This window comes from Staphylococcus shinii (genome assembly GCF_017583065.1).
GTDB classification, from domain to species: domain Bacteria; phylum Bacillota; class Bacilli; order Staphylococcales; family Staphylococcaceae; genus Staphylococcus; species Staphylococcus shinii.
Map to the genome: position 1 here is coordinate 331,629 of NZ_JAGEVL010000001.1, position 19,224 is coordinate 350,852.

Below are 19,224 nucleotides of genomic sequence, written 5' to 3' on the forward strand. Positions count from 1 at the left end.
GCGTTTGCATAATTTCTTTGACATGCCGAATATCTTTAATTATTATAAATGTTAGTAACATAAATTTTTTATTATGCAACTAAATAAAGGACGGCATATATGGTCACTATTAAAGATATTGCTCAAGCAGCAAATGTTTCAGCTTCAACCGTTTCAAGAGTAGTTAGTGGTAATCCTAAAATTAGTAAGCACACACGTGAAAAAGTTAAGGACACTATGAAATCGTTGAATTATCTACCAAACCAAGCGGCAAGAACCTTGGCAACTAAACATTCGAATACAATTGGCATTATACAAAAATCTGGTTCCATTAAAGACAGACAAAACCCATTTGTTTTAGACGTGCTTTCAGGTATTTTTAGTGAATGCAAAAATCATGGTTATTCAACAATTCCAACTACAAACACTCAGAGCAAAGGAATAGAACTAGAAGTACAGGAAATGATTCATTATCATTCTGTAGATGGTTTTATAGTGCTTTATTCCAAAAAAGATAATCCTATAATTGATATATTAAAAGCACATGCTCTGCCGTACGTAGTCATTGGCAAGTCATTGACAAATGATGAGGTCATACATATAGACAATGACAATGTGCGTGCCTCAGAATTATTAACACGACATTTAATTGATAAAAGGCACAAAAACTTTTTGTTTATTGCAGAATCTGGTGACTACGAAGTTGTAAAAGATAGGATAGCAGGACATCTAAAAGCTATAGAACAAGAAAGCTTAGTTACTGATATTGTATATTTTGATAAAAATCGTGAACATATCAGATCATATTTTCAAGGGCTCATTGATTATCGTGCATTACCGTCAGTCGTAATCACCTCTGATACGCTATTAAATCATTTAGTATTAAGTATTTTTTATGAGTTAAAGTTGCATATCCCTACAGACATCCAAACGGCAACATTTAATGATTCTTATTTAAATGCATTTGCATCTCCGCCGCAAATAACAGTTGATATCTATCCCAAATTACTCGGCGAAGTAGCAGCAGAATCATTACTAAACGTTATACAGGGACGAGAGATAGTAGGATTTAATAAATTAATACAAACAACAATTATTGAACGTGAATCAACCACAACTATTCAGGAGGTATAGTATGAACAAACAATGGTGGAAAGAAGCAGTAGCGTATCAAGTTTATCCAAGAAGTTTTAATGATTCTAACAATGATGGGATTGGTGATTTGCCTGGTGTTATTGAACAGTTAGATTACCTAAAAGACCTAGGAATTGATGTAATTTGGTTAAGTCCTATGTATAAATCACCTAATGATGATAACGGCTATGATATTAGTGATTATACTGATATCATGGATGAATTTGGAACAATGGATGATTTTAATTTATTGTTAGACAGTATACATCGACGTGGTATGAAATTGATTCTTGATTTAGTAGTTAACCACACTTCTGATGAGCATCCGTGGTTTATAGAATCTAAATCTAGTAAAGATAACCCTAAACGTGATTGGTATATTTGGCAAGAACCAAAATCGGATGGGACAGAACCTAATAATTGGGAAAGTATATTTAATGGTTCTACATGGGAATATGACGAAACAACAGGTGAATATTATTTTCACTTATTTAGCAAAAAACAACCCGACTTAAATTGGGATAATGAAGAGGTTCGTCATGCTATTTTCGAAATGATGAATTGGTGGTTTGAAAAAGGAATTGACGGTTTTAGAGTGGATGCTATAACTCACATTAAAAAATCATTTCAAGCAGGTGATTTACCTGTACCAGAAGGCAAAACTTATGCACCTGCATTTGACGTGGATATGAATCAACCTGGAATTCAAAGCTGGTTGCAAGAAATGAAAGATAAATCTTTAAGTCAGTATGACATTATGACAGTAGGTGAAGCGAATGGTGTCAATCCTAATAATGCAGTGGAATGGGTAGGAGAAGAAGAAGGTAAGTTTAATATGATATTCCAATTTGAGCATTTAGGATTGTGGAACACTGGCGATTCTAAATTTGACGTCAAAGCTTACAAAGACGTTCTGAATAGATGGCAGAAACAATTAGAAAATATAGGTTGGAACGCATTATTTATAGAGAACCATGACCAACCTCGTCGCGTATCAACATGGGGAGATGATCAAAATTATTGGTATGAATCGGCTACAAGTCATGCCTTAGTGTATTTTTTACAACAAGGCACGCCTTTTATTTATCAAGGACAAGAAATTGGAATGACAAATTATCCTTTTGAGAGCGTTGAAACATTTAATGATGTCGCAGTAGTAAACGAATATAATATTGTAAAGTCGCAAAACGGAGATGTATCTGCATTATTGGAGAAACATAAAATGGAAAACAGAGATAATTCAAGGACGCCAATGCAATGGAGCAATCAAACAAATGGCGGTTTTTCTGAACATAGACCTTGGTTTCCAGTAAACCCAAATTATAAAAAAATTAATGTTGCTAATCAGCAACAAGATCCAAACTCAATATTAAACTTTTATAAATCATTAATTGTTTTAAAAAAATCTGATGATATATACACATATGGTACGTTTAACTTAGTAGATAAGAATAATGAACAAGTATTTGCTTATACGAGAACTTTAAGCAACAAACAAGTATTAATTGTAGCTAATTTAACAAATCAAACCGCTAAACTTAAATATGATGAATCATTAAATCAGAATAATATTTTACTTCATAATTATAAAGATAAATCAATAAATATTAATGCTATCAAGCCTTTTGAAGCATTTGTTGTTTCCATCTAATAAATAACTTTTGATAAAAGTATAAACCAACTAATAAAGGATCGCTTATAAAAAAGTATAGGTTAACGTGACCTAAATTAATAATAAGATAACACTTTCCTATACTAAAAATGATGTTTTAATTGTATTAGATGTTTGATTTGGTTGTGCTTTTAATTTAAAATTTGGTAACTTTTGAAATATTATGGAAAATATATCTATTTAAATTTTACTACTAGCAAAGCGCTTGTCTTTGATAGTAGTATTTTATTTGAGTATTTTTGAGATATTCATACTTACACAAAACATATTTTCAAATATTCACAAGAACACTACTTAATAATCATCAGTTAAATATTGTTCTTGATCAACAGGCATCCATAATTGAACTTTAGTAAATGGGTCGTCAAATGAAATATCAAAAGGATAAATCTCTACATAAAGACTATTATGTTCGTATGGTAAAGTCATCTGTAAACTAGTTTCAATATAATACCAAGCTTCATTTACAACGTAATCAAGTTCACCTTGCAAATTAAATTTTGCGTATTGTCTTTCCGGTAAAAAACGACTTTCTAGATGAGCAGGGTATCTTTCACTTGGAACGCCAACAAATATTTCCATACCTTCATCTAATGGGCAGTTAACGACAAACAAGTCATGAGGACTAATATCATTATAGCGTTGAAGTTCTATTATTTTCCCGTCATTAAGTAAATCTTCTAAAAAATCTGGTACTTTAAATGGATTTTCTAAATCATCTGAATCCACAAACTGAGCATAACCGACTAATGAAATACCTTGTGTATCTTCTAAACGATAAGCATTCGGTGGCTTTTCTGTTGTTGTAAGTTTGATATAAAGCCTAGCTTGCATTTTTAATTCATCACGTTTTGTATTTACTTGTATAGGCGAGACACCATGAAAGTCACTGAAGTCATTAGCAAATTCATTTGTATTAGTGTAATTATACTTTTTTGCAACATCTACTAAACGACTTGAACCACTAATAATTTCTTTAGCTGCCAAGGTCATTCTACGAGCTCTAGCGTATTCAGTGGGTGATTGACCAACTATCATTTTAAACGATTGATCAAGATGATAAGGTGAAAGACCAACGTAATCACTGAGTGACTGCAAATGAAAAGGCTCTAGCAAATGATCCTCAATATAAACAATTGCCTGTTGTATTTGCTTGATAACGTCCAAAACTTTCACTCCTAATTTTCAATTAACTACATTTCAATTTTAAAAACTATTTAATGCTATATCTATATATTTTACATATTTACTAATTAAGTATATTCTACATCATTTTCGATGCACTTACATCTGAAAAATATTTAATAGGGTAAAATGTAAATAACTGTTCTTAATCTACTTTTCACTTCAATAAATTAAATAATAACACAAAAAAGATATAAGAAAAAAGAGAGCGAGACCGAAATCAAATATTTATAATTGATTTCACGTCATGCTCTCTTTATATAAATCTGTTAATAACCTAAATTGATAGAATAGTTAATATAGTGAACTCTAAACTGTGGTACCTTAAAAAAGATAATATTTGTGTTATTTAATAATCTATGATTCACACAAATATAATTTAATGAATATCATCCCACCAATGGAAGCCATCTCTACTTAATAATAAATCACTTTCTAACGGACCATTAGAACCTGATTCGTAATTAGGGAATTCTGGTTCATTTTGGTTCCATTCTTCTTGTATTGCATCTACAAACTTCCAAGTAGATTTTAACTCTTCCCAATGTGTAAAGTTTGTAGCATCACCATTTAAACAATCGAAAAGTAAGTTTTCATACGCATCTACTGTATTCATCTTATCTTGTGCACTCATTGCGTAAGATAATTGTACAGGTTCTGTTTCAATGCCTTGAACATTTTTCTTAGCATTCAAATGTAGCGATACACCTTCATTAGGTTGGATATTAATAACAAGTAAATTTGAATCTAATTTTTTATCTGTTTCATAATATAAATTCATAGGAACTTCTTTAAATTCAACAACAACTTGAATCGTCTTGCTCTTCATTCGTTTACCAGTTCTAATATAGAACGGCACGCCAGCCCATCTAAAATTGTCGATAGTTAATTTTCCTGATACAAATGTAGGCGTTGTAGAATCTTCAGCAACTCTATCTTCATCTCTATATTTAGGAACTTTATTACCGTCAATTGTACCCTCGTCATATTGCCCACGAACAAAGTTGTGTCGCACTTCTTCTGCTTCAAGTTTACGTAATGATTTTAATGCTTTAACTTTTTCTGCTCTAATGTCTTCACTATTTAAGCTGATTGGCGCTTCCATAGCAAGTAGGGCGACCATTTGTAACATGTGGTTTTGTACCATATCTTTTAGCGCACCACTAGACTCATAATAGCCACCTCTATCTTCGACACCAAGCACTTCTGAAGATGTGACTTGAATATTAGAAATATATTTATTGTTCCAAAGCGGTTCAAACATTGCATTGGCAAAACGTAACACTTCAATATTCTGCACCATATCTTTGCCTAAGTAATGATCGATACGATAAATTTCTTCCTCTTTAAACGAACGACGTAATTGCTCGTTTAATTGTTCAGCTGATGCTAAATCTGTACCAAATGGTTTTTCAATAACTAAACGTTTGAAGCCTGTTGTATCTGTTAATCCAGATGATTTCAAATAATCTGAAATTACACCGAAGAATTTAGGTGCCATAGCTAAATAAAATAGTCTATTTCCATTTAGCTGGAATTCATTGTCGAGTCTATTACTTACTTCTAGTAATGATTGATAACTCGCTTCATCACTAACATCATGCTTATGATAAAAAACGTGTTCCATAAATTTATCTAAATGTTTTGTATCTTTAACATGTTCTTGTATTGATGACTTCACTTGATTACGGAAATCATCATTTGTTAAGTCTCTTCTACCAATACCAATTATAGCAACTTGCTCATTTAAATTTTCTTGTTGATATAAATGGAACAATGACGGGAATAATTTTCTATGACTCAAATCCCCAGTTGCACCAAAAATTGTTATTAAGCATGGAATGTCTTTATTTTTAGTATTCAAGATCAAAACCTCAATTCTTTTTATAAATCTGTATTTATTATAGAACAATAATCAAACATGTTCCTACCATTTTGCTTAAAAGAATTTATTTTTAATATATTTTTTATTCTTTTCTGTGATAAAATGTGAACAAGAAGAGGAGGCATATGCATGGAAATCACATTTTTTGGTACGAGTGCTGGTCTACCAACAAAAGAACGTAATACACAAGCTATTGCTTTAAATTTGGAACCATATTCCAATAGTATCTGGTTATTTGATGTAGGTGAGGGTACACAACACCAAATCTTACACCATTCTATAAAATTAGGTAAAGTTGATCATATTTTTATTACGCATATGCATGGTGATCATATTTTTGGGTTACCCGGTTTATTAACAAGCAGATCTTTTCAAGGGGGCGAAGGAAAGCCTTTAACTGTCATTGGACCAAAAGGAATTAAAGCATTTATAGAAACGACTTTGCAGTTATCTGAATCAAAATTAAATTATCCAATTACATACATAGAAATAGAAGATCATTTGTCGTATCAAAACAATGGCTTTAATGTAGAAGCCCATATGCTAAATCATGGTATACCATCATTTGGTTATCGAATAGAAGCGCCTTATACATCTGGAAAAATTGATGTAGCTGCCCTTAAAAAAATCGGACTTGAGCCAGGACCTAAATACCAAGAAGTTAAAAACAATGAAACTTTTGAATATAACGGCGAAATCTATACTTCGAAAGATTTTAAAGGAGATGCGACCAAAGGACCGGTTATCGCCATTTTTGGTGACACTATGCCATGTAACAATGAAGCGATTATTGCAGATAAGGCAACGGTCATGGTCCATGAAAGTACTTATATTGAAGGTGACAAATCTTTAGCAAATAATTACCATCATAGCCATATCGAAGATGTGTTTGATTTAATAGAAACAGCACAAGTGGAATATAGTTTAATTACACATTTGAGTAATAGATATACTCTGGATGAAATAGAGGAGATTAGTTTATCACTTAAATCAAAACCTTCAACGCCGCCATTTACTTTCGTTAAAGATTTTGATTCTTGGACATTTTAATTATTCATATAAAAAAGTGGTTGAGACCGAACAAATGTCTCAACCACTTTTTATTAATTTTTAACAAACGTCTATTTAGCTAAAGATGATTATTCATCATCTTGATTTGATAATTCAACACTTCGATTGACTGCTGCTTTTAAACAGTCTTCAAACACACTTTCTAAGTCATGTTGGCTTAACGCATTTAATCCAGCTTGTGTTGTACCGCCTTTAGAAGTGATATTCTTTCTTAGTTGTTCCATACTTAATTCTGAACGTTCAATCATTTTACTTGTTCCAATTATTAAATTACGAATAGATTCTTCGACTTGTGCTTTTTCAAGACCTAATCTAGTCCCAGCAGTAACGTACTGTTCAAAAACGTGATATAAAAATGCTGGTCCACTTCCAGTAATCGCAGTCACTTGATGTAAGTTATCTTCAGAGACTTCTATTGCTGAACCAAATGCATTAATTAAACTATCAACTTCTTCTTTTGATTTTGCACCAAAGTTATTAGAAAAACTAATACCCGTCACAGAATGACCTACGTGCGCATTCGTATTTGGCATAATACGTGCAACCGGGCTATCAAAATCTAATTTTTCGCGAATATAACTAATTGGTAAACCAGCCATAATTGATATAAACTTATTATTTTCAACAATATAAGGTTTAATTCTATCTGCTAATTCATCAAAATCATACGGTTTTGTCCCTAAGAATACATAATCTGCGTCTTTTAATAAAGCTTTATCATCATAGCTGTAATTGACGCCTAATTCATCAGCATATTCTTTTAGCGCAACTTCATTTGAACGATTTGTTAAATATATATCGTTAGAATCAATAACATTTGAATTAACGATACCTGTAAAAATTGCATGTGCCATATTACCAGCACCATAAAATACTAGTTTCATGTGAACATTTCACTTCCTCTAAGTTTTTATGTATCCATACTAACATAGTTTTAACATATGGCTAATATTTATAAGTGACACATCAAAATATTTTCATTTATACTAGAATTAAATTAACAAAAGGGTAGGAGTGTCTATATGATTGGTAAACATTATGTTTTAACTGGAGGGACTAGTGGATTAGGACAATCTTTACTAGAATTATTATTAAAAAAACAGGTACACGTAACTGTGCTGACACGTAATCCACAAAAAATCGAGGGAAAGTATGACACTTCATTATTAACAGTCTTAAAATGTGATTTACAGTCTCAAGAACAAATTTTAAATCTCAAAAATCAATTTGATGATAAAAGTATTGACGGCATTATCTATAGTTCAGGATTAGGCTACTTTAAATCAATTGAACAACATACAACAGAAGAAATGCTTGAGACTTACAATTTAAACGTAGTTAATTTCAATACTTTATTAGCTACGTTACAACCATTTTTTAGCATGTTTCCTACAATTGTTGGTATTGGTAGTCAATCTGCATTTTTAACCCAAGCTTACGCAGCCCATTACGGTGCCAGTAAAGCAGCATTTAATCAAGTACTTAATGCATTGCGTATCGAAAAACCAAATTACCACGTATTGACTGTCAACACAGGACCAATTGCCACGCCGTTTCACGCGAAAGCAGACCCGTCATTAGCCTTTGCTCAAAAATACAAGAGTATCATGCTTGACCCTAATGAATTAGCCCATAAAATCATAAAAGGGATGCTCAGTACAAAACAAGAAATTAATGAACCTAAATGGATGCATTTGTTTTTACGAATATATCAAATTGCGCCAAGATTCGTCGAAAAACATTTCACATTCCTGTTTAAAAACAAAATGTAAAGAACCACTTCTCTAAAGAGCCACTTCTTGTAAGGGTTAGTGGCTCTTACACCTGAGTACGTACTCAGGTGTTCCGCTTTTTAAGAGTTAGTGGGACTTATGCATGAGCATAAGCTCATGTGATTTATTTCTGAAAACACGTCATCTCAAGTTCTCATTGAAAATCCCTCTAAAACGATTCATAGTCTTATAAGAATAAAAATTGTTTGATTTTGTGGACGCCACATCATTCGGATACTATCATTTGCGGGAATAAGAACTGGAGTTTTCATTGATAGGGTAAGTTGAGTGATATTATAATCTTTATACAAAAGGCACCCCATAAGTTAGATTTTCAGTCTAAATTTTGGGGTGCACATCATTTTTAAATACGGATTAGTCCTTTAACTTGAGAATTGGGATATATGTCTCAGGCTTTTTGTACACACGTTTTAGCTCATTATTTCAAATGTTGTGTATATTCTAAATTTTTAACTCTTTCACGAGCAGCTTTTAATTGTTCTAAACTAATATCTCTTGAAAGCTGATAGTTCTTCACATTCTCATCTAATTGATCCACGCTACTTGCGCCAACTATAATCGAACCTAGGGCGTCATGCGAAGTAAGGTAATTAAATGTTAAACCTGTTAAATTACTTTCTATTTCTTTAATAGAAGCAATTGTTTCTCCTAATTCTTGATAACTATAATCAAAAATACCTTCAGCAAACTTATCATCTAAAGCTTGATTACTATTAGAAGTTAATAATCCTTTGAATACTGGCCCACGTGCGAGTACTTTCACTTTTTGTGCATGTATATCATCCAATAATGCTTCTGGTCTATTATCAATTAAGTTAAATTGTGACATTAGCGTTTCAATATCACTATGCTCCAAATAATAATCAATTACATTTGGGCGTATAGAAGAAATACCATAAGCACGCACTAAACCTTCTTGTTTTAACTCATCAAATGCACTTATCGTTTCATCTAAAGGATCATCAATTGTTCCCCCGTGTAATTGATACAAATCTAAATGATCTAATCCTAAACGTTTTAGTGAGGCTTTTACGGCTTCTTTAATATATGCTTTTGACGGATCCCAAAAAGTAGAACCATCTTGAGCCAAATGATTACCAACTTTTGTACCTATAACAATATTATCTCTATCTTGGTATTTTTTTAATGCCTTGCCAACAATATCTTCATTGATACCTTTATCATAAATATCTGCTGTATCAAAATAAGTAATGCCATGTTCTATCGCGCGATCAATAATTGGTTCTGCTTTATTATAATCAGTACCTAAACTCATACAACCCAAACCTAATTCTGAAACCTCGATACCACTTCTTAATACATTTTTTTGCATGTCGTTTCTCCTTTCGATACACTTAAATCATAGGGTGTAAAAACAATATATGCAATATTACTTAATTTGATGTGTATATTAACTGTAATAGTGCTCCCTACATACTACCGTATATATCTTAACAATAACTCAAATCAAATAAAAGGAACGTGATTAAAATGAACCTATATGAAAAGACCATACATAGTACATCCATTTATCAAGGAGCCATTATTGATTTAGAAGTACACGATGTTGAATTACCCGATGGTAAAACATCTAAACGTGAACTTGTTTATCATAATGGCGCTGTAGCAGTTTGTGCAGTAACACCTGAGAATAAGGTGTTACTTGTTAAACAATTTCGTAAACCAGCTGAAAAACCTTTATTAGAAATACCAGCAGGCAAACTTGAAATAGATGAAGTACGCACAGAAGCTGCTAAGCGTGAATTAGAAGAAGAAACAGGTTATATCGCTGAAGAGCTAGAACTAATAACTGAGATGTACGGATCTCCTGGCTTTTCAAATGAAAAAATATCAATCTATTTGGCTAAAGACTTAAAAGTAGGTCAAATGAATCTAGATGACGATGAATTTATTGAATTAGAACAATACTCTCTATTAGAAATCAAAGACATGCTTAAAAACAAACAATTTGAGGATGCTAAAACTATTATTGCATTGCAATACTTACTCCTTAATTATAATGATTATAAATAAGAAACGTGTATACTTGCGTATTTTATCAATTACTGGTATTTTATATATAAATCATTATACAAATTAAAATGATTATAATTATTAGTAGGGGAGTGAGGCTTCCGTGGAAGAACGTCTAAATCGCGTGAAGCAACAATTACAACAATCTTCATATAAATTAACGCCACAACGTGAAGCGACGTTACGTGTATTAATTGAAAATGAGAAAGATCATTTAAGTGCTGAAGATGTATATTTAAAAGTAAAAGACAAAGCACCTGAAATAGGTTTAGCTACTGTCTATCGTACACTTGAATTATTATCCGAACTTAAAGTAGTTGATAAAATTAATTTCGGAGATGGTGTTGCTCGATTTGATTTGCGCAAAGAAGGTGCAAAACATTTCCATCATCATCTTGTTTGTATGGAATGTGGTAAAGTTGAAGAAATTGAGGAAGATTTATTACCTCAAGTAGAGGAACGCGTTGAACAAGATTTTAATTTTAGAATTCTAGATCACCGTTTAACGTTTCATGGCGTGTGTTCAAATTGCCAAGCTCAAGGTAAGTAATCGCGTACGCACAAAAAACCTTTTATGAATAGAGGTGTTAAGCTTGGACGATATAATTGAAGAATACTTAAAATTTATACAATTAGAAAAAGGATTGAGCACGAATACAATAGGTGCATATCGTAGAGATTTAAAAAAATACAAAGCTTTCATAGAACTTCAAAAAATTAGCCACATTGACTTCGTTGATAGACAAGCTGTTCAATTATGTCTTGGTCATTTACATGATGATGGAGCATCCGCAAAATCTTTAGCACGTTTTATATCAACGGTTAGAAGTTTTCATCAATTCGCGCTAAGAGAAAAATATGCTGCAAAAGATCCAACTGTACTAATTGAAACACCTAGATATGACCGTAAGTTACCTGATGTACTAGAAATTAATGAAGTGTTAGCGTTATTAGAAACACCAAACCTATCAAAAAATAATGGCTATAGAGACCGCACGATGTTAGAGCTTCTATATGCAACAGGCATGCGTGTCTCTGAATTAATTCAAATTGAACTTGAAGATATCAATTTAATTATGGGATTTGTTAAAGTATTTGGTAAAGGGAATAAGGAACGTATCATTCCATTAGGTGATGCTGTTATTGATTATTTGACTACATATATAGATACAGTAAGGCCACAATTATTAAAAAGAACCGTCACTGATGTATTATTTTTAAATATGCATGGTAAACCATTATCTAGACAAGCGATATGGAAAATGATCAAACAAAATGGGGTCAAAGCAAATATAAATAAATCTTTAACGCCGCATACTTTAAGACATTCATTTGCTACCCATTTATTAGAAAATGGTGCAGATTTACGAGCTGTTCAAGAAATGTTAGGGCATTCCGACATTTCTACAACGCAACTTTATACACACGTATCAAAATCACAAATCCGCAAAATGTATAATGAATTTCATCCACGTGCATAAACACAGACCAGTTTATTCGTAGAATAACTAGCCTGTGTTTTTATATGTCTAATATTCAAAATTGAACTTATATCGTTACCTTTTGGAATTTTTTCTTTCTTGAAGCGCTTGTAGACGCGCTGCATGAACTTCAGTTCTATCTCTTTCTAAATGATGATTTACTATATAACTATCCTCTATAGTATAATCAGTCATCGTAAAGTTAGGGTATGACTTTAATATAGCTTGTTGCATAGTAGAAGTTAATGGCAATTGTATTGGTACAAAATTATCGTTATTTTTAGCTGCTTTGATTAATTCTAAAAGCATCGTTTTATACGATTCTATTTCAATGCCTAAGTCTATTGCATCAGTATATGCTTCGATTACATTTAACGCTTTACTAAATGATCTCATGGCACCTTTATAATTAGCTCGACGAAAATGATAACACCCTGTTGCTAGTAAGATTAAACTTACGACGGCATCGTCTTTACGAAAGTGTTCGTTGTCTTTCCATGCTTCTTCTAATATGTCGTGACACAAAAAGTAGTGTTGTTTCGTGTGAAAGTGAAAATAAAAATCTTTTAAAGCTTTTTCCATATTAAAACCGCTCCAAATTTAAATGTTTACAATAAACATGCTATAATATTTTAGTGAATTACGCACTTAACTTGCGATATGAGGTAGATAAAATGTATGAAGTAAAGTTAGATGCCTTTAATGGTCCATTAGACTTATTATTGCATCTTATTCAAAAAATTGAAATCGATATTTATGATATTCCAATGAAGGAATTAACTGAACAGTATATGCAATATATTCATGCGATGAATCAGTTAGAAATAAATATTGCAAGTGAATACTTAGTGATGGCTTCTGAATTACTTGTGATTAAAAGTAAGTTGCTTTTACCACAATCAAATGAAGAAGAAACTTTAGATGATGACCCACGTGATGATTTAGTCGGTCGTTTAATAGAATATCAAAATTATAAAGCATACACAGAAATTCTAAATGAAAAGAAATCAGAACGTGCTTACTATTTTTCGAAGCATCCAACCGATTTGTCACATTTAGAATCCACAGAAACATGGGATTCAGAAAATACAATAGATTTAACAGAATTAATCATTGCCTATCAGAAAGTAAAAAATAGAGTGGAATTTAATACACCTAAAACTGTTGATATACACAAAGAAACATTTACTATTCAGCAGGCTACAACACAAGTTTCTGAACGTTTAAAGCAACATGATTCTTTTAATTTCTTTAGTTTGTTTAATTTTACTGAACCCGTTGAAATGGTTGTAACACATTTTCTAGCAATACTTGAAATGTCTAAATCTGGTATTGTTAATATTGAACAACCCAAAAGTTTTGATGATATCAATATTTTAAGAGGGGTAAACTATGGCATTGAACGTTAAAGGAATCCTAGAATCACTACTTTATACAGCTGGTGATGAAGGTTTAGATAAGAAACAATTACTTGAAATTTTAGAAATAGATGAAGCTACTTTATCAGAACTTGTAAATACATATGAATCTGATGGTCTATTGATTCAACATTATGGTCAAACTTATGTATTAACAACTAAAAAAGAAGCTTCGGAATATATCGAAAAATTAATTGAACAAAAATCAAAAATGAAGTTATCACAAGCCGCAATGGAATCTTTATCTATTATTGCCTATAACCAACCTTTATCACGAAGCGATATTGAAATGATTAGAGGTATTAATTCCGATGGCGCTGTTAAAACTTTAATTGCTAGAGGTCTTGTAGAAGCAAAAGAACAAGCTGATTCAAGAAGTCAACAGCTCTATACCACCGAATTATTTCTAAATGTATTTGGTATTGAGCATTTGGATGATTTACCTACGACAGATGAAGAAGATGAAGAAATCGAAGCATTCTTCAGTAATTTAGTGAACCAAAAAGGAGAAAATAATGAATAAAGAGACAGAAAGACTACAAAAACGTATCGCTAATAGTGGTTACACATCACGCCGTAAAGCAGAAACGCTTATTACAGAAGGTAAGGTTAAAGTTAATGGGACAGTAGTTACTGAATTAGGCACAAAAGTGAAAACTTCAGATAGTATAGAAGTTGAAGGAATTAAACTCGAACAAGAAGATAAGTTATACATTCTATTTTATAAACCAGCGCAAGTGATTACAAGTGTGTCTGACGATAGAGGTAGAAAAGTCGTAACAGATTACTTTAAAGAAATTAAAACTAGAATATACCCTGTTGGCCGATTAGACTATGACACTTCAGGATTACTTTTATTAACAAACGACGGGGAATTTACAAATTTAATGACGCACCCTCGCTATAAAATAAAGAAAAAGTATGTGGTAAAATTAAAAGGATACTTAATGAGAGAAGAAGTTAAAGCTTTAGAACAAGGTATAAAATTAGAAGACGGTGTCACACAACCTGCTATTGTAAAAGTGAAGAATCAAGATAAAGATAAAAATAATACACTCGTTGAAATTACAATTACAGAAGGACGCAACCGCCAAGTTCGACGTATGTTTGAACATTTTGGGCATCAAGTATCTAAACTTCAACGTATTGAATTTGGTCCACTAGACTTAAAAGGTTTAAACGCAGGTGAAGGCAGAGTATTAACACCACACGAAGTTAAAACGATTCGCCACCTTGCAGAGCACGGTAAATAAATATTAATTTCACTTCTTCTATGGTTATGAGAATTTTTTCACAAACTTTGAAGTCACAGTCACTTTTCATGTCTAACCTATGATATAATATTGTTGAATTTGAAAGTAGCAGTGTGGGAGGTATATATGCATGTCAAACGAAATACTTATCGTAGACGATGAAGATAGAATCAGAAGATTATTAAAATTATATCTTGAAAGAGAGTCTTTTGAAATACACGAAGCAAGTAATGGTAATGAAGCATATAAAATGGCTGTAGAACATGATTATGCTTGTATTTTATTGGATTTAATGCTACCAGAAATGGACGGAATCACTGTAGCATCTCGTTTAAGAGAACATAAAGAAACACCCATCATTATGTTAACTGCAAAAGGTGAGGAAACTAATAGAGTAGAAGGTTTTGAATCTGGCGCTGACGATTATATCGTAAAGCCATTTTCACCACGTGAAGTTGTGTTACGTGTCAAAGCATTATTAAGACGCACACAAGTTGCATCTACTGAACAAAGTGAGCCTCACGCAAGAGATTTAATAGAATTCGATCACTTAGTTATAGACAATGATGCGCACCGAGTGTTAGCTGATGGTAATCAAGTGAACTTAACGCCTAAAGAATATGAGCTATTAATCTTCTTAGCTAAAACACCGAATAAAGTATTCGATAGAGAACAATTATTAAAAGAAGTTTGGCATTACGAGTTCTATGGAGACTTGCGTACAGTAGACACGCACGTTAAACGTTTAAGAGAAAAATTAAATCGAGTATCAGAAGATGCAGCTTATATGATACAAACTGTATGGGGCGTAGGTTATAAATTTGAAGTCAAATCAAATAATGAACCTACTTAATAGTGTAGTTGTAAAACTGTGGTTAACTATAATTTTTATAGTAACTACAGTTTTAATTCTATTAAGTGCAGCTCTTATAACGTTTATACAGTCTTATTTTACTCAAGAAACAGAAGATTCTTTATTAAAAGATGCCAAAAGAATAAGCCAACTTGTTGAAAGTTCTGACGATAGAGCTACTGCTATCGAACATAGTCGAAAATTAATTGAAGGCCCCGTTGGTTTAATTATAATGAATGATAAAGATAAAGATAACCACGGCAATGATATTACTAAAAATGAAATGTTCAAAGAAATTAAAAATAATAAAGATTATGAGCGTGTCTTTGACCACGGCAAACAAATTTCAGAACATGTTACTGTCAATCTTAATGGTAAACAACGTACATATGTATTAATTGGTTATCCAACAAAAAATATTGAAACAGAAAATAGTCCAAACAGTGAATATAGTGGTGTCTTTATTTACCAAGACTTAAAGACAATAGAAGAAACCAATAATGTTATTACAGTTATTATCTTAATCATTGCTATTATCTTTTTAGCAATAACAACTGTATTTGCATTTTTCCTATCGTCACGTATAACAAAACCACTACGTAATTTGCGAACGCAAGCTCTAAAAGTCTCTAAAGGCGATTATGCTCAAGTTGTCCCAGTCAATTCCAAAGATGAAATCGGGGAATTATCCCGTACGTTTAATACGATGAGTTCTGAAATCCAACAGCATATTGACGCATTATCCTCCTCTAAAAATATTCGCGATAGTTTAATCAACTCTATGGTTGAAGGTGTTTTGGGATTTAATGATAAAAAAGAAATTATTATTTCTAATAAATTAGCCAATACAACTTTAAAAATGTTAGATGAATATGCGTTAGAAAAATTAGATGAACAAAATGAGCTTACTTTTAGTAGTAAAAAAACACAGTTTGAGGTTTATGAAATAAATACACGTTATTTTGTAATTATTACCAGTTATATAGAACAAATACAGCCAGATGGCAGAAGTGGCATCGTAGCTATTATTCGCGATATGACAAATGAGCATAATATGGATCAAATGAAAAAAGACTTCATTGCAAATGTCTCTCACGAATTACGTACACCTATTGCTTTATTACAAGGATACACCGAATCCATTGTTGATGGCATCGTAACTGAACCTGATGAAATTCACGAATCATTATCTATCGTTTTAGATGAAACTAAAAGGTTAAACAGGTTAGTAAATGAATTATTAAATGTAGCACGTATGGATGCTGAAGGCTTGACTGTGGATAAAACCATTCAACCAATTGATCCATTGCTCAATAAGATGCAACAAAAATACCAAAAGCAAGCCAAAGATTTAGAATTAAATATGAGTTTAAATCCAGATACACATCAACATTTATGGTATTTCGATTCGGACAGAATTGAGCAGGTTTTAACTAATTTAATTGACAATGCATCTAGATATACTGAACCCGGAGATGCAATTAATATAGAAATAGATGAAACTGATTCAGAGCAAATACTATATATATCTGACACTGGCTCAGGCATAGCCCCTGAACATCTACAACAAGTATTTGATCGCTTTTACAAAGTGGACACTTCACGTAAGCGTGGCAAACAGGGAACTGGGTTAGGATTATTTATCTGTCGTATGATAATCGACTCACATGGAGGTACTATTGATGTAAAAAGTGAACTAGGTAAAGGGACTATTTTTATTATTTCATTACCTAAACCAGAAACTGACAGAGACAATACTTAAGTTTTGCTGCTAATTGAATGAATAAATAACAAATAATTATTTTTCATATTAGAAGTTGAAAGTAATAGTATATATCCATAATATTCTTACGATTAATTCATTTGTGTGTAGAATTTAAAACTGCCAGCAAAGTTGAACACTTTGTTGGCAGTTTTTATACTCGTATCATCCATATTATTAATATCACTAATATATTTTAAGCAAGTCTATTGTTTTTATCTGAGTAATAAGCTATGATAAATTTATAAAATTTAAGAAATTCATCTTCGGGGTAGGGTGCAATTCCCAACCGGCAGTAATATAAGCCTGCGACCCATTTTTCTAATTAATAGATTAATGGCTGATCTAGTGAGAATCTAGAGCCGACAGTATAGTCTGGATGGGAGAAGATGGAGGGTTTATTTGTTGTGCAATTACATCCTCCTATTCTATGAAAGATGAATGGAAGGAGATAATTTAATATGCAACAACAAACCAAACGCCTCATCACAATCAGTATGTTGAGTGCAGTAGCATTTATTTTAATGTTTATTAAGTTCCCAATACCGTTTTTACCACCATATTTAACATTAGATTTTGGTGACGTGCCTGCTTTATTAGCAACATTTACTCTAGGTCCAGTAGCTGGACTTATTGTAGAGTTTGTTAAAAACTTACTCAATTTTCTATTTAATGTTGGTGATCCAGTAGGCCCAGTAGCTAACTTTTTAGCAGCATCAAGTTTTTTATTAACAGCTTATTTTATCACTAAACATAAAGATGTGCTTAAGTCCCAAATTATAGGACTTAGTGTAGCTACATTGGTAATGACAATCGTCCTAAGTATACTAAATTACTTTGTTTTATTACCTTTATATGGCATGATTATGAATTTATCCGATGTAGTAGAAAATGTTAAAATAGTAATTGTATCGGGTGTTATACCTTTTAATATTATTAAAGGCGTCGTTATCTCAATCGTCTTTATTCTTTTATATAATCGCTTAAAAAACGTTTTACCACGTTAAAAATTTTGTATAACTTGTCATCAAATATAGTAAAAGCCCTTCAAAATTGACACTTAATAAGTGGAAAAATGAAGGGCTTTTTTATTTTGCATATAAACGTAAATGTTAACTCGTAAAATTATAAATAAAGTTACTATAATAGATTGAAAAGTGTGTAAATGAAAAGTAATTTTACTTACTACATTCGAATTCATTATAATTGCCAAACTCTTGTAGTATGACTGAATAGAAAAACTCGAGACATCGATTAATGTCCCGAGTTAAAATTCAAATATGTCTAAGTTGTCAATTGAAGTCACAGGATTAGTAGATAATCACTTTTTTACAGTTAAATTAAATCTAATTCTATTCAAACTTTAATGCATCACCATCAAATGGTTCTTCTTCAATTTTAATAGAATCAGTAGGGCATCCGTCTATTGCGTCTTCCATATCTTCATATAATTCTTCTGGCACTTCTGCAGTACCTTGGTTATCATCTAGTATAACATAAGCGATACCTTCGTCATCATAGTCATATATATCAGGGGCAGCGGCACCGCAAGCACCACATGCTATGCATGTGTCCATATCAACAATTGTATATTTAGCCAATTTCTTCGCCTCCTTTGACAAAAATGCTACAATAATTACACAAATATTATTGTAATCACTGTTTATCATTTTTTCAAATGTTTTCGATTTATAAAAGTGAGGG

The 19,224-nt window shown here is 32.0% G+C and carries 19 protein-coding genes and 1 riboswitch; of the genes, 13 read left to right on the forward strand and 6 right to left on the reverse strand.

The features are described from left to right. Positions 1 to 99: 99 nt before the first annotated feature. Both J5E45_RS01640 and J5E45_RS01645 read left to right on the forward strand, forming a co-directional pair. Entirely contained in the window at positions 100 to 1,113 is a 1,014-nt protein-coding gene (locus J5E45_RS01640) for a LacI family DNA-binding transcriptional regulator (RefSeq protein WP_208181499.1), read from the forward strand. A 1-nt stretch (position 1,114) separates the two neighbouring features. Continuing rightward, the gene (locus J5E45_RS01645; protein ID WP_208181500.1) at positions 1,115 to 2,764 is read left to right on the forward strand and encodes a glycoside hydrolase family 13 protein; all 1,650 of its coding nucleotides are present in this window, start codon (positions 1,115 to 1,117) and stop codon (positions 2,762 to 2,764) included. A 315-nt stretch (positions 2,765 to 3,079) separates the two neighbouring features. Here the strand turns inward: J5E45_RS01645 and J5E45_RS01650 are convergent, their stop codons facing one another. Both J5E45_RS01650 and zwf read right to left on the reverse strand, forming a co-directional pair. Further along, complete coding sequence (locus J5E45_RS01650) at positions 3,080 to 3,952, reverse strand: AraC family transcriptional regulator (RefSeq protein WP_208181502.1); 873 nt, start codon at positions 3,950 to 3,952, stop codon at positions 3,080 to 3,082. 397 nt (positions 3,953 to 4,349) lie between these two features. Then, positions 4,350 to 5,834 carry a glucose-6-phosphate dehydrogenase gene (zwf, locus tag J5E45_RS01655; protein WP_039068373.1) on the reverse strand — a complete coding sequence of 495 codons (1,485 nt, stop codon included), beginning with the start codon at positions 5,832 to 5,834 and terminating at the stop codon, positions 4,350 to 4,352. Between the two features lie 150 nt (positions 5,835 to 5,984). Here zwf and rnz point away from each other — a divergent pair, with 150 nt between their 5' ends. Then, positions 5,985 to 6,905: a ribonuclease Z gene (rnz, locus tag J5E45_RS01660; protein WP_039068372.1), complete on the forward strand. Its 921-nt coding sequence runs from the start codon at positions 5,985 to 5,987 to the stop codon at positions 6,903 to 6,905. Between the two features lie 89 nt (positions 6,906 to 6,994). Here rnz and proC read toward each other — a convergent pair whose 3' ends face one another. Next, on the reverse strand, positions 6,995 to 7,810 hold the full coding sequence (gene proC / locus J5E45_RS01665; protein WP_208181503.1) for a pyrroline-5-carboxylate reductase: 816 nt from the start codon (positions 7,808 to 7,810) through the stop codon (positions 6,995 to 6,997). 138 nt (positions 7,811 to 7,948) lie between these two features. On the opposite strand from proC, the gene J5E45_RS01670 reads away from it, so the two are divergent. After that, positions 7,949 to 8,698, forward strand: coding sequence for an SDR family NAD(P)-dependent oxidoreductase (locus J5E45_RS01670; protein WP_039068370.1), 750 nt, complete (start codon positions 7,949 to 7,951; stop codon positions 8,696 to 8,698). Between the two features lie 439 nt (positions 8,699 to 9,137). On the opposite strand, the gene J5E45_RS01675 is transcribed toward J5E45_RS01670, so the two are convergent. Next, a complete protein-coding gene (locus tag J5E45_RS01675; RefSeq protein WP_069792133.1) occupies positions 9,138 to 10,052 on the reverse strand; it encodes an aldo/keto reductase in 915 nt (304 codons plus the stop codon). Between the two features lie 158 nt (positions 10,053 to 10,210). On the opposite strand from J5E45_RS01675, the gene J5E45_RS01680 reads away from it, so the two are divergent. The 3 genes from J5E45_RS01680 to xerD all read left to right on the forward strand — a co-directional run bounded on the left by J5E45_RS01680 (position 10,211) and on the right by xerD (position 12,234). Beyond that, the gene (locus J5E45_RS01680) at positions 10,211 to 10,753 is read left to right on the forward strand and encodes an NUDIX hydrolase (protein ID WP_039068368.1); all 543 of its coding nucleotides are present in this window, start codon (positions 10,211 to 10,213) and stop codon (positions 10,751 to 10,753) included. Positions 10,754 to 10,856: 103 nt separating this feature from the next. After that, a complete protein-coding gene (gene fur / locus J5E45_RS01685) occupies positions 10,857 to 11,303 on the forward strand; it encodes a ferric iron uptake transcriptional regulator (protein ID WP_039068367.1) in 447 nt (148 codons plus the stop codon). A 43-nt stretch (positions 11,304 to 11,346) separates the two neighbouring features. Next, positions 11,347 to 12,234 carry a site-specific tyrosine recombinase XerD gene (gene xerD, locus J5E45_RS01690; RefSeq protein ID WP_039068366.1) on the forward strand — a complete coding sequence of 296 codons (888 nt, stop codon included), beginning with the start codon at positions 11,347 to 11,349 and terminating at the stop codon, positions 12,232 to 12,234. 75 nt (positions 12,235 to 12,309) lie between these two features. On the opposite strand, the gene J5E45_RS01695 is transcribed toward xerD, so the two are convergent. After that, on the reverse strand, positions 12,310 to 12,816 hold the full coding sequence (locus J5E45_RS01695; protein WP_039068365.1) for a DUF309 domain-containing protein: 507 nt from the start codon (positions 12,814 to 12,816) through the stop codon (positions 12,310 to 12,312). 92 nt (positions 12,817 to 12,908) lie between these two features. On the opposite strand from J5E45_RS01695, the gene J5E45_RS01700 reads away from it, so the two are divergent. The 6 genes from J5E45_RS01700 to J5E45_RS01725 all read left to right on the forward strand — a co-directional run bounded on the left by J5E45_RS01700 (position 12,909) and on the right by J5E45_RS01725 (position 18,527). Beyond that, positions 12,909 to 13,643 carry a segregation and condensation protein A gene (locus J5E45_RS01700; protein WP_039068364.1) on the forward strand — a complete coding sequence of 245 codons (735 nt, stop codon included), beginning with the start codon at positions 12,909 to 12,911 and terminating at the stop codon, positions 13,641 to 13,643. Beyond that, the gene (gene scpB / locus J5E45_RS01705) at positions 13,633 to 14,175 is read left to right on the forward strand and encodes an SMC-Scp complex subunit ScpB (RefSeq protein ID WP_172643886.1); all 543 of its coding nucleotides are present in this window, start codon (positions 13,633 to 13,635) and stop codon (positions 14,173 to 14,175) included. Before J5E45_RS01700 ends, scpB begins: the two co-directional genes overlap by 11 nt. After that, complete coding sequence (locus J5E45_RS01710) at positions 14,168 to 14,905, forward strand: pseudouridine synthase (protein WP_039068362.1); 738 nt, start codon at positions 14,168 to 14,170, stop codon at positions 14,903 to 14,905. The genes scpB and J5E45_RS01710 overlap by 8 nt, the downstream gene beginning before the upstream one ends. A gap of 130 nt (positions 14,906 to 15,035) precedes the next feature. Next, complete coding sequence (locus J5E45_RS01715) at positions 15,036 to 15,758, forward strand: response regulator transcription factor (protein WP_039068361.1); 723 nt, start codon at positions 15,036 to 15,038, stop codon at positions 15,756 to 15,758. After that, complete coding sequence (locus J5E45_RS01720; protein WP_107549815.1) at positions 15,745 to 17,520, forward strand: ATP-binding protein; 1,776 nt, start codon at positions 15,745 to 15,747, stop codon at positions 17,518 to 17,520. The genes J5E45_RS01715 and J5E45_RS01720 overlap by 14 nt, the downstream gene beginning before the upstream one ends. A gap of 258 nt (positions 17,521 to 17,778) precedes the next feature. Beyond that, a riboswitch (FMN riboswitch) is annotated at positions 17,779 to 17,915 on the forward strand. Positions 17,916 to 17,981: 66 nt separating this feature from the next. Further along, positions 17,982 to 18,527, forward strand: coding sequence for an ECF transporter S component (locus J5E45_RS01725; protein ID WP_039068360.1), 546 nt, complete (start codon positions 17,982 to 17,984; stop codon positions 18,525 to 18,527). Positions 18,528 to 18,872: 345 nt separating this feature from the next. Here J5E45_RS01725 and J5E45_RS01730 read toward each other — a convergent pair whose 3' ends face one another. Next, positions 18,873 to 19,121, reverse strand: coding sequence for a ferredoxin (locus J5E45_RS01730; RefSeq protein ID WP_026113585.1), 249 nt, complete (start codon positions 19,119 to 19,121; stop codon positions 18,873 to 18,875). Positions 19,122 to 19,224 lie beyond the last annotated feature (103 nt).

What these genes read in the sequence shown, in the direction of transcription:
- J5E45_RS01640 (WP_208181499.1), top strand. Translation starts at nt 100, where the DNA reads ATGGTCACTATTAAAGATATTGCTCAAGCAGCAAATGTTTCAGCTTCA.
- J5E45_RS01645 (WP_208181500.1), top strand. Translation starts at nt 1,115, where the DNA reads ATGAACAAACAATGGTGGAAAGAAGCAGTAGCGTATCAAGTTTATCCA.
- rnz (WP_039068372.1), top strand. Translation starts at nt 5,985, where the DNA reads ATGGAAATCACATTTTTTGGTACGAGTGCTGGTCTACCAACAAAAGAA.
- proC (WP_208181503.1), bottom strand. Translation starts at nt 7,810, where the DNA reads ATGAAACTAGTATTTTATGGTGCTGGTAATATGGCACATGCAATTTTT.
- J5E45_RS01670 (WP_039068370.1), top strand. Translation starts at nt 7,949, where the DNA reads ATGATTGGTAAACATTATGTTTTAACTGGAGGGACTAGTGGATTAGGA.
- J5E45_RS01675 (WP_069792133.1), bottom strand. Translation starts at nt 10,052, where the DNA reads ATGCAAAAAAATGTATTAAGAAGTGGTATCGAGGTTTCAGAATTAGGT.
- J5E45_RS01680 (WP_039068368.1), top strand. Translation starts at nt 10,211, where the DNA reads ATGAACCTATATGAAAAGACCATACATAGTACATCCATTTATCAAGGA.
- J5E45_RS01695 (WP_039068365.1), bottom strand. Translation starts at nt 12,816, where the DNA reads ATGGAAAAAGCTTTAAAAGATTTTTATTTTCACTTTCACACGAAACAA.
- J5E45_RS01700 (WP_039068364.1), top strand. Translation starts at nt 12,909, where the DNA reads ATGTATGAAGTAAAGTTAGATGCCTTTAATGGTCCATTAGACTTATTA.
- J5E45_RS01710 (WP_039068362.1), top strand. Translation starts at nt 14,168, where the DNA reads ATGAATAAAGAGACAGAAAGACTACAAAAACGTATCGCTAATAGTGGT.
- J5E45_RS01715 (WP_039068361.1), top strand. Translation starts at nt 15,036, where the DNA reads ATGTCAAACGAAATACTTATCGTAGACGATGAAGATAGAATCAGAAGA.
- J5E45_RS01720 (WP_107549815.1), top strand. Translation starts at nt 15,745, where the DNA reads ATGAACCTACTTAATAGTGTAGTTGTAAAACTGTGGTTAACTATAATT.
- J5E45_RS01725 (WP_039068360.1), top strand. Translation starts at nt 17,982, where the DNA reads ATGCAACAACAAACCAAACGCCTCATCACAATCAGTATGTTGAGTGCA.